Origin of the sequence: Paraburkholderia sp. DHOC27 (genome assembly GCF_003429005.1) — a bacterium.
Taxonomy (GTDB): domain Bacteria; phylum Pseudomonadota; class Gammaproteobacteria; order Burkholderiales; family Burkholderiaceae; genus Paraburkholderia.
Window position 1 is genome coordinate 1,763,533 of the sequence record NZ_QVQV01000001.1, and the last position, 10,708, is coordinate 1,774,240.

Consider the following 10,708-nt stretch of genomic DNA (forward strand, 5'->3'; position numbering starts at 1 on the left):
GTTGAAAGGAGGCGCAGATGCTGCAAGATGCAAACGCCGTCGACCCGTGGACGCGCACAATTGACCTTCTGTCTTTACCCGCAGGTGTTCGACCCGTCATCGACGAAGCGGTCGACTGGGCCAGACACAGAACGCTGACGGAGAAGTGCTCCTCGCGCTGGGGGCCGTTCGTGCGCGTGGTCGATCGTCCCAGCGCATTGACCGTGACACTCGACTGGCGCGATTCGACCAAGTGCTGTTATCGCGAGCAGTTGTGGGTGGCCGGCCGGGCGCGCGTGTCGGGCCGCTGTGCGATGAGCGGCGCGCCGATCCTTCCCGGCGACGACATCTTCCGGCCGCGTCCCGCGCGTCCCGCGCCGCGCAACGTCAGCGCGATGGTGCTGGCCGCCGCGGTCGATGCGTACGTGGCGTGCGAGACGCTCTACGGGCCGCGTGGCGTGCAATGCAACGACAGCGAGGTGGCGTTGGCCGTGGCGGAGCCGCTGGTCAAGGACCTGCGCGAAGCGTGAGTGAGTGACAGGGGCGCAGGTGCTGCACTCGCATGCGGCATCTGCGCTAGCTGCGCTACCCGCGTGAGCCTCTTTCAGGCGAACAATGCACCGGCTGCGTGCACGCCACCGCAATGGCAAATGGCGAACTGCCGAACCTTTCGGCAGGTGGCGACAATATGGACTATAGTCGGTCGAAGGCGTGTCATATTCGACCAGCAGACTAGCGCTCAGCACACGCGCTGCGCCGCTGCGTCGCTGCGTCGCCGTCATCCCCGCTCTTCATGACTCGCCCTCGCGCCGGCATCAGCCACCCGCCGCCGGAACGGCGATGGCATGGCATGGCATGGCATGGCATGGCATGCGCGGCCGCACGCAATGATGCGATACCTGGCAAAGCGCTTTTAAAAAGACGCTCAAACAATATCCGCAATACCCGCGTTATTTGTCGTCAATTTTCGCAGCCGAATGTCCTCGCCGTGGGCGCGCGACTATATTATAGGTAGTGGGTTTTCGAGGACACGACAGTGAATGGCAATCTGGCTGAGCGAGCGAGTTGCGAAGCGCCGACGGTCTTCGTCGTGGATGATGATGAAGACATGCGGGATTCGCTGGGGCAACTGCTGAGATCCGTCGGCATGCAGGCGAATATCTATTCCTATGGTGAAGCACTGATCGAAGCCCTGACCAATGGTCCGGTCAGCAAAGGGCCCGCGTGCATCGTGCTCGACGTTCGACTCAAAGGCCTTAGCGGCCTCATGGTGCAACAGGAGTTGTCGCGGCGCAGTGTGCCGCATCCGGTCATTTTCATTACCGGTCATGGCGATATCGTCATGACCGTCAAGGCGATGAAGGCCGGCGCGGTGGATTTTCTGACCAAGCCGCTGCGCGATCAGGACCTGCTGGAAGCCATTGCCGAAGCGGTCGAGCAGGACCGGCTGCGGCTCTGCAATGCAAGCGCGCTGCAGGACCTGCGCGATTGCTGGCTGGCACTCACGCCACGGCAAAAACAGGTGATGCAGTGCCTCGCGCGCGGCATGCCGGTCAACCACATCGCCGATGAACTGGGCGTTAGCGAAATCACGGTGAAGATCTATCGCGGCGAGAGCATGAAACGGCTCGGCGCGAGGACGCTCACTGAGTTCTTCCAGAAAGCCAAGCTGCTTGGACTCGAAGTGGTGAGCGCGAGTCCGTTGCAGGGCTGATCGATGCGGGCTTCGAATTCGCCCAGCAGCGCGCGAGGCCTGCGCGAATAACCGCACACTCAAGCGGCGCCGCTATCTGTGGCGACTTTGTCGAGCGTGAAAGTAAACCGCAAACCGAATGGGCGCATCTTGTCGACCCACATCGTGCCGCCGTGCGCTTCGACGATTCGCTTGCATATCGGCAAGCCCATGCCCACGCCGTGGGGCTTGCTCGTGACGAAGGGCTGAAACAGCGTTTCTTCACAACCTGGCGCGAGACCTGGTCCCGAATCCGTCACGGAGATGACGACTTCGTTGTCCGCCTCCACGGACGCGATGTGAATGACACGCGCCCGGCCGCTCATTCCAGCCATTGCTTCGAGCGCGTTGACGAGCAGATTGTCGACCACCTGCTGGATCTGCACGCGGTCGCCCATCACGTAACACGGCGTGCTCATGCCGGCGAACACCACTTCGACATCCAGCTCGTCGAGGCGCGCACGGGACAGTTGAACCACTTCGCGGATGGCGGAATGGAGGTCGAAGGTCTCGGCGGGTGTTTTCAGATGACTCGTCAGCGAACGCAGCTCGTCGATGATCTTGCGCGCGCGCATCGCGCAACTGCGCACCTTTTCCAGACTGATGATGGCTTCTTCGAAGTTCGGTGCATCGCGCTGAAGCCAACGAAGGCCGGCGCTGGACGATGCGTCGATGGCGCTCAGGGGCTGGCTCATCTCATGGGCGATGGAGGCCACCAGCGCGTCGATGGCGGCGACCCGAGACGCCTGGGAAAGTGCGCACTGCACCTCACGCAGGTCGGCCTCGCGGGGCGTCTCTGAAGTCACGGCCGGATGCGCGATGGCGCGCGCCTTCTTCTCACTCGACATGTCGCCGTGCTCCGATGCGTCGCTAAATGTCTAACGGTACAACTATTTTTTCAGGTTTGCGAGAGCGGAAAAACCTTGTTGCATTGGAGCAGCGCTGCCGTCATGTTTCGCCAGCGGCACGGAGCGGCTGTCGCCAGGCCCGCGCGGCCCTGCAAGGTCGCAGCGTGTCTGCGCTGTGTCCAGGCCCAGGCACACGCAATACGTTGATTTGCAGACGAACCCGTGACGAAGACGCTACGGGTTATTGCCGTGCATCACGTGTGCGCCACGTTATTGCTTTGGCCCGCTCGACACGCCAACAGGCGGCGTTGCAGCTTCGCCGGACTGTGCCGTCCAGCCGGCCACGCCACCGGTATCCGTCGCGCTTTGCGTACCATTCGCAGTACCAACCGTCTTCGCACAATGACGATGGCGCGGGAAGGTCGAACCCGCATCGGGATGATAGAACGGCGCGGGTCCGTAGCCGCTGGCTTGCGCGGACGACATCATGGAGGCCGACGCTGTGACGAACAGCACAGCGGCAATCGTTCGTTTCATGGTGCACCTCCAGTTGACGCGCAGACCACGCCGGACCACGCCACACCTCGATGGGACGCAGACCACAGCCCCGTTGGCAGCGCGGCCAACGGGGTGCCGGCCCGTCTATCCGGTGCCGTGCAGTGTCACCGCATTGTCGGGTTGGCGCGAACGCTTGTCTTTCCTGATCGCACGCCGGCTCATTGCCACGCACTCAACAATTCAGGCGCCAGGCCATGCATGTCCCACCCGCTAAGGAGGATAGTTTGCATCGGCAATTCCCCGTTGATTGTCGAAAGAGTGCCAGCGTCCTTACGCTGTAGTATCGAACACACTGCGGCTTCCGGTGGGCACCTGGCGGCATCGACGAACACTAACAGACGGATGACTGATCGAGGTCCACAGACATGGTTACGAACCTGCAGGGTCTGCGTGAAGAATTCGTCGTCTATCGAAGCGAGGATTTTCCACGCCTGTTGCACGCATTGAAGGGCGCGCTCGCCGTCATCCTCGCCATGCTGATCAGCATGCGGCTGGAGTTGCGTGGTCCGGGTACGGCGATGGTTTCCGCCGTCATCGTGTCGCTGCAACAGCAAAGCGGCATGGTGATCGCCCGCGCGTTCTATCGCGGCATCGGCTTCTGTGGCGGGAGCCTGATTGGCCTCATGCTGATCGGCCTGTTTGCGCAGGCGCCGTCGTTTTTCCTCGCGGGCCTCGCGCTATGGATAGGCTTCTGCGTAGCAGGGTCGTCGTACTACAAGAACTATCAGTCGTATGCGTTCGTGCTGTCCGGGTACGTGGCCTGCATTACGACCTTATCCGACTGGCAAAACCCCTATGACGTCATCTTCAATGTCATTGAGACCTTGAGCGAAGTCGTGATCGGCGTGGGCACCGGCAGTCTGGTCAGCGCGCTGGTGTTTCCGCAAAAAGTCGTACCGTCCCTCACGAAATGGCGCGATACCGCGTTGTCCTCGCTCGTCACGGCATTGCGCGCCGCCGCGCTGGGCGCTCCGTTGAATGCGCCGATGGACCGCTATTTGAGTCTCGTGAACGAAAGCGTGGCAATTGAAGGGCTGCGCGCGGCGGCCGTGTTTGAAGAGCCCGATATGCGGCTGCGCGACGAGGCGCTGCTGACGCTGGATCGCACCTTCCTCAATACGATCGCCAGCATCTATGCGGTGTATCGCGCGAGGCAGATCGCTGCGACGACGGAGTTCGAAGGCCGCGAACGGGTCGAGGCGATTTTCGCCAGACTGGCCGACGTGGTGGGCGATCCCGCAACGGATGCGCCGGGCACGGAAGATGGTCTGGATCATCTCGAAGCGCGTCTGCAGGCATTTGAACGAGCGCTGCCCGCCGAGGTACAGGCGCACGCAGACGAAGCGGAAAACGACCGTGTCATCGAAATGGGCGGTGCGGAAGCCTGGCTGGCCACTTCCTCGTTGCTTGAATTTTGTGGCGCATGCAGGCTCGTGCTCGATCCACCCAGTGTGCCGTTCAAGCAATCCATTGTGCACGCCATTGCCTTCATGCGCAGCGTGCGAATCCATACCAGCGGCATCATGGCGCTTGCATCCGGCTTGCGGGCCACGACAGCGGTTGCCGTGGTGGGCGCCGCGTGGCTGCTGTCCGGGTGGACCGCCGGCTACAGCGCGGTCGTCTCGGCGGGGATAACGAGTGGCTTTTTCTCGATCATCCCGTCGCCGGCATCCGCGAGCCGCCAGGCCTTCGGCGGCTGTCTGATCGCGTGCATCGTCGCGTTCATCGTGAACTTCAGCCTGATGCCGCTGTTTGGCGATGTCAGCGTGCTCGCACTGTGTTTCGGCGTGGTGATATTTCTTGGCGGCTACCTCGCGGCAATACCGGGTTACGTCGCGCTGGGCAGCAGCATCAACATCTACTTCTGTTATGTGCTGACGCCGACCAATGTGGCGGTGTACGACCCGCCGGCATTTCTGGATCGCGCCTTCGCGCTGCTGCTGGGCATTGGCATCTCGGCGATTGCCTTCGCACTGGTGGTGCCGCGCGAAGGCGAGCGGCTGGCGAAGCGTTACGCCACGCGTATTCGCGAACTCGTGCAGGATGCGGCGGAAGGCGAAGTCGATCGCGAGGACGCGGCCGAAATAGAAACCGCGATGCGCGATCTTATCGTGCGCATCACCACGGTGCCGCTCGTCTCGAAGGACTACCTGGCGAATCTGACGCAATGGGCCTTCGGGCAGTTGTGGATGGTGAACACGCTGCTGCAGGTGCGCGATCTCGGCGCGCCGCAGACGCATGCGTTGCCGCCGGCATGGGACGACGCGCAGCGCGCCTGGCTGGCAGCGATGGACCGGGTCGCCCAGCAGCCGGAGCGCGCCTCCATCGAGGCTGCGCTCGCCGCCACTGAGCGTGGCCTCGCGGTGCTCGCCACGCATGCCGCTGTCAATGAGGCTGGAAAAACCGCTGATGAAAACGCGCGCGGAAGCGCGGGAAATACCGCAGCCAATCCCGCAGGCGATTACCCGGCGCAGACACCGGCTACCAGTACGACGCTTCTGAAGGTCCGCGCGAGGCTGTACTCGACGCGCGCCGCGCTGACTGATCTGGAAGGCAACGCGGCGAGGTCTCCGGAGCTCGCATCATGAAGGTCGTTGTGGCATGCGTGCGTGGTCGGCTCGGACTGGCGTTGCTCTCGTGGATCACGGTGACGGTGCTGGCGGGCTGCATCAGCGGGGCGGGCATCAAACCCGAGGCTTCGTTCGTCGACCCGGCGAAACTCGACTCCGGCAACGCGTTGCGCGCAGCCACGAGCGATGCCCAATGGCCGACCAGTGAATGGTGGCAGACCTGGCACGACCCGCAACTCGACATGCTGATGGGACGGGCTGTTGCAGGCAATCCCACGCTCGCGATCGCGCATTCGCGCGTCACCGCGGCCATCTGGCAGGCCCGCGCGCTGCACGCCGACGAACTGCCGCAGATCGAAGGCACGGCAGATCTGGAACGCTCGCGTTTCCCGCGTTACGCCACACCGTCACCGCCGGGTGGCACGACGGTCTGGAACAATTCGGCGGCCGTGCAACTGTCGTTCGACCTCGATCTGTGGGGGAAAAACCGCGCCATCGAGGAGGGCGCGCTCAACGAGGTGCAGGCGTCGGCGGCAGACGCGCAGTTTGCGCGGGTCGAATTGCAGACCGCGGTAGCACGCACGTATACCGAACTGGCGTTGCAGTACACGCTGCTCGATATCTACCTGTCGATCAACGAAGAAGAGCGGCGCGACATGGAGATTGCCATCCAGCGCCGCAAGGCAGGGATTAGCGGCGATATCGACGCGAGTCAGGCGAGGTCGCAGTATCAGGCCGGCACGACGGACATTCTGCGCGCCCGCTACGAGATCGCCGTGGCGCGTCTGCAGATCGCTTACCTCGTCGGTGAAGGGCCGGGTTTCGGCGATGCGTTGACGCGTCCCTCGCTGCCGCCGGACATGGGTGTGCCCTTGCCGAGCTACTTGCCGGCGGAAATCATCGGCCATCGCGCGGACGTCGTCGCGCAACGCTGGCGCGCGGCCGAGGCCGCAAAGAAGGTCGACGCGGCCCACGCCGACTTTTATCCGAACATCAATCTGGTGGCGAGCGCGTCGCTGGCGTCGTTGACGCCGTTCGGCGGCTTCTTCAATTTCATCAACAGCGACGCGGTGGGACATAGCGTCGGCATTGCGGGTTCGCTGCCCATCTTCGACGCGGGCAGGCGGCGCGGCAACTTCGGCGTGGCCACAGCGGAATACGACGACGCGGTACTCAGATACAACGACACGGTGCTCTCCGCCATGAAGAGCGTGGCGCAGGACGTGACCTTGCTGCAGTCCGTCGAAGCGCAGCAGCGCTCCGCCGACGCGGCGCTGGAGTCGGCAAAACGCTCGTATGAACTGGCGGCGCTCGGCTACAAGGGCGGCATCACCGAATATCTCGACGTGCTGATCGCGCAGAAAGTCATGCTGCAACAACAACAGGACGTGGCCTTGATACGGGCGCAGCGGGTCGATGCGTGGGTCCTGCTGATGAAGGACTTGGGCGGCGGCGCGAATGTCGACGCGCGACCCGCGGACTTGATGTCAGGGGAACGCGATGCCCGTTGAGATCAATCTATTCGGCTTTTTCGCGCCGGTTCTATTGCTCGTGCTGGTGGCGAGCGTGCTGATTTTCATCGTGCTGGATCTACTGCTGGCGCGGCTGGGTGCGTACCGTTTCGCGTGGCATCCGGGGCTTTTCAGGGTGGCGTTGTTCGCCGTGCTGTTTTGCGGCGCAGCGCTGGTGGTGCATAGAACATGAACGCCGGATGCGGGCCGGAACCTGCTTCGAGCCAACGGGACGGGAGATGAACAGGCAGACCTTGATTCGAATCGCAGTGACGCTGGTCACGCTGGCGCTGGCGCTCGTCCTCATGCACGCCATCTGGCACCGGTACATGTACTCGCCCTGGACGCGTGACGGGCGGGTGCGCGCCAATGTCATCAACCTATCCACGGACGTATCGGGGCTCGTGAAAGAAGTGCGCGTGAAGGATAACGAATGGGTGCGCAAGGGGGATGTGCTGTTCGTGATCGATCCCGATCGCTTCCGCTACGCCATCGACCAGGCCGATGCGGACGTCGCACGGGCACGCGGGCAGTTGCAGCAGAGCGAGTCGCTGATGAACGCGAGTCTGTACGAATCGAAGATGCGCCGCGATCAGGCAGCGCGGCGCGAAAAGCTCTCGGGCGACGTCGTCTCGGAGGAAATGCGCTCGGACTATGGCTTCCAGTCGCAGCAGTCGCAATCGGCGCTGGATGCCGCGCGGGCCGCGTATGTCGCGGCGCAGGCGAGCCTCAAAGCCGCGCTGGTGCGCAGGGAAACCGCGGGTCTGGATCTCGTGCGCAGCGAGGTGCGGGCGCCCACGGACGGCTACATCACCAATCTGAATCTCTACCCTGGCGATTTCTCGAACGCCGGCGTGGCGAGAATGGCCATGATCGACTCCAATTCGTTCTGGGTGTATGGCTATTTCGAAGAAACGAAGATCCAGGGGGTGCATGTCGGCGATCGCGCGAAAGTGCGTCTGCTTGGCGGCGATGTCGATATTGAAGGACATGTGGACAGTATCGCGAGCGGTATCGTGGATCGCGATAACCCCACGGGCGAGAACGAACTGCTCGCCAATGTCGATCCGATTTTTACGTGGGTGCGTCTCGCGCAACGCGTACCCGTACGCATTCATCTCGACCACGTGCCGCATGACATCCATCTGGCAATGGGCATGACCTGCACGATCACGCTGACGCCGCCGGGGGCTCATCAGACGAACGAATCAACATCACGCGGGGCGGAATGACGTGCCTGAAAAGCACCTACGTGACTTTGCGAAATTTCACGGGCCAAGGCATGAATGTTTGAATGCAAAATATAAAAATAACTTCCTATTCAAACAGAAAATAAATGAGAAAAGTCTCATGCGTTACACCAGAGCCTGGGCCGCGAGCGCTGGATTGGTCTCGCCTGAATGCACCGGCTAGCCCGCCTGGAGATGCGGCTGTAAATCCGCCTGCGAATCTGCCTGCAAGCGCGCCTGTAAATCCGCCCGCCATCGGGCAGGCGCCGCAAGGTGAGGCCGCTGAGCGCGGCGTTTCGGTCGAGAGTCTGCTGAGTGACGCGCTCATGGCATGCACGCCGCCTCACTTTGCCGAAACTGCATGGGCCCATGCCTGCATCCAGCAGGCTTGCGCAAGCGCACAGGAAGACCTCGCCGCCTTCCTGGAGAAAGATCCCGCCGCACGCCATTCTTCAGTCGCCATCCTGATCGGATACACCTCATACAAAGCGGTGCTGCACTATCGCCTCGCCCACGCGCTGATCGTCATGTCCGAACAGGATCCCGCCGCGCGCGACGAACTCGCCCTCCATGCACTGGTGGTCGCCAGTCGCGGCAAACTGCTGTCCGGCGCGGAAATTCATCCACGTTGCCAGATTGGCCGCCGCTTCGTGCTGGATCACGGGTGGGGCACCGTGATCGGTGAAACGACCCACATTGGCGACGATTGCTACGTGATGGCCGGGGTCACGCTCGGGGCGACCGGCATTGCCGCCAATCCGGCAGCGAAACGTCATCCCACCCTGGGCGATCGCGTCCAGATTGGCGCGTTCGCCAGCGTGTTCGGCAACATCCAGATTGGCGACGATGTGTTCGTCGGCGCGCATTGCCTGATCACCGAAGACGTACCGTCCAATACGAGCGTGACGCTGCGAACCACCACGCAGATATCGCGTGTGCGCACGGGCACCTGTCCGCTGAGCGTCACGGAATAAACCCGGAATAAACGCGAAATAAGCGCGAAGTAAAGCCTTCCATGCCGAGCACGTCCAGTTACTACCCACGATGTGGGAACGTCAGCGCTCACGCATCGAACCAACGGCAGACGGCAGCGCGCCCGTTCAGCGAAACGGGCCTCGCACAACACAGGGCGAGTTCACACCTCGATGCGTGCCCGGCCCGTTTTGCGCCAGGCCGATTTACCGCGATTAACCAGGCTTAATGACCGCCCTGCGTCAAAGCATGCCACTCTAATACCAGCGTGCCATGCTACGTCCCGGTGGCGCGTCCGGATAAATAGATCAACAAACGCCATACGAGGATCATTGATGACCCCGCCTGTTCATCTCGCTCACAGACTGATGCCCGACCTGGACGGTTTTCGCGTCGAATTCGACGAAACCGATGCACGCGCGGACATCGTTCTGGATCGGCCGCCGTTCAATCTGGTGTCGCTGGTTCAACGGGAACAGTTGCGTGTCGCGTTCGAGGCGCTGGACGACGATCCGGCGGTCCGGGTCATCGTGATCCGCGCGGAAGGCGAACACTTCTCGAGCGGCGGTAGCGTCGAAGATCTGGGCGAGGGTTCGGCGGAACGTCTATCGAAGCAGGCTTGGCACATGGATGCCCCGGCGCGTTGTGGCAAGCCGGTGATTGCCGCCAATCGCGGCTACTGCTTTGGCCCGGGCTTCGAATTGTCGCTCGCCTGCGACTTTCGCATTGCCACGGAGACCACCTTGTACGCGCTGCCCGCGCAAAAGCAGGGGCATGTCGCGGATTGGGGCGGCACGGCACGTCTGCAGAAGATGGTGGGCATGGCACGGACCAAGGACATTGTCATGCGGGCACGGCGGATTGCCGGACCGCACGCCTACGATTGGGGCATCGCGTCGGAATTCGTCGTCGACAGCGACCTGGAGAACATGACCGATGCGCTGGTTCGCGAACTGCTCGTCTATTCGCCCCATGCGCAGCGCGCCGCCAAGCGGCTGTTGAACGACATCGAGGATGCACCGCCCACCGTCGCGATCGAACTGGAGGGCAAGCAGTTCAGCCGGTTGCGCTATTCAGACGACCTGCACGAGGGGCTTCGCGCGTTCCGCCAGAAGCGCTTTGCGCTCTTCAATGGCGGGTGAGGCCGGACCAGGCCGTGGCGGCGTGCAGTACATCTGCACAGGACACATTATTCTCCTGATGAATTCATCATTCCACGTGCCGCGCTAACACGTCCGCTTCGGCGCTTCGTCAAAACTTCCCTGGCTTCGCAGCGTGCGACACATCACGCGTGCGGCATTGGTTGCGC

General features: G+C 62.5%; 10 protein-coding genes. 8 read left to right on the forward strand and 2 right to left on the reverse strand.

The annotated features are described in order from the left end of the window. The first annotated feature begins 17 nt into the window (after window positions 1-17). The gene (locus tag D0B32_RS07725; protein ID WP_117333262.1) at window positions 18-509 is read left to right on the forward strand and encodes a DUF3331 domain-containing protein; all 492 of its coding nucleotides are present in this window, start codon (window positions 18-20) and stop codon (window positions 507-509) included. A gap of 506 nt (window positions 510-1,015) precedes the next feature. Next, entirely contained in the window at window positions 1,016-1,693 is a 678-nt protein-coding gene (locus D0B32_RS07730) for a response regulator transcription factor (protein ID WP_259294908.1), read from the forward strand. Window positions 1,694-1,752: 59 nt separating this feature from the next. Here D0B32_RS07730 and D0B32_RS07735 read toward each other — a convergent pair whose 3' ends face one another. Together D0B32_RS07735 and D0B32_RS07740 are read right to left on the reverse strand one after the other, a co-directional pair. Beyond that, window positions 1,753-2,559: a sensor histidine kinase gene (locus tag D0B32_RS07735; RefSeq protein WP_117333263.1), complete on the reverse strand. Its 807-nt coding sequence runs from the start codon at window positions 2,557-2,559 to the stop codon at window positions 1,753-1,755. Window positions 2,560-2,829: 270 nt separating this feature from the next. Then, window positions 2,830-3,096, reverse strand: coding sequence for a hypothetical protein (locus tag D0B32_RS07740; RefSeq protein WP_117333264.1), 267 nt, complete (start codon window positions 3,094-3,096; stop codon window positions 2,830-2,832). Window positions 3,097-3,482: 386 nt separating this feature from the next. Between D0B32_RS07740 and D0B32_RS07745 the strand changes: the two genes are divergently transcribed. The 6 genes from D0B32_RS07745 to D0B32_RS07770 all read left to right on the forward strand — a co-directional run bounded on the left by D0B32_RS07745 (window position 3,483) and on the right by D0B32_RS07770 (window position 10,541). Further along, a complete protein-coding gene (locus tag D0B32_RS07745; RefSeq protein ID WP_117333265.1) occupies window positions 3,483-5,705 on the forward strand; it encodes an FUSC family protein in 2,223 nt (740 codons plus the stop codon). Further along, window positions 5,702-7,198, forward strand: coding sequence for an efflux transporter outer membrane subunit (locus D0B32_RS07750; RefSeq protein WP_117333266.1), 1,497 nt, complete (start codon window positions 5,702-5,704; stop codon window positions 7,196-7,198). Before D0B32_RS07745 ends, D0B32_RS07750 begins: the two co-directional genes overlap by 4 nt. Further along, window positions 7,188-7,391, forward strand: a complete 204-nt coding sequence (locus D0B32_RS07755; RefSeq protein WP_117333267.1) for a DUF1656 domain-containing protein — start codon at window positions 7,188-7,190, stop codon at window positions 7,389-7,391. The genes D0B32_RS07750 and D0B32_RS07755 overlap by 11 nt, the downstream gene beginning before the upstream one ends. A gap of 46 nt (window positions 7,392-7,437) precedes the next feature. After that, window positions 7,438-8,430, forward strand: coding sequence for an HlyD family secretion protein (locus tag D0B32_RS07760; RefSeq protein ID WP_117333268.1), 993 nt, complete (start codon window positions 7,438-7,440; stop codon window positions 8,428-8,430). Window positions 8,431-8,753: 323 nt separating this feature from the next. Beyond that, the gene (locus tag D0B32_RS07765) at window positions 8,754-9,401 is read left to right on the forward strand and encodes a serine O-acetyltransferase (RefSeq protein ID WP_117333269.1); all 648 of its coding nucleotides are present in this window, start codon (window positions 8,754-8,756) and stop codon (window positions 9,399-9,401) included. A 333-nt stretch (window positions 9,402-9,734) separates the two neighbouring features. Then, a complete protein-coding gene (locus D0B32_RS07770; RefSeq protein ID WP_117333270.1) occupies window positions 9,735-10,541 on the forward strand; it encodes an enoyl-CoA hydratase/isomerase family protein in 807 nt (268 codons plus the stop codon). Window positions 10,542-10,708: the final 167 nt, after the last annotated feature.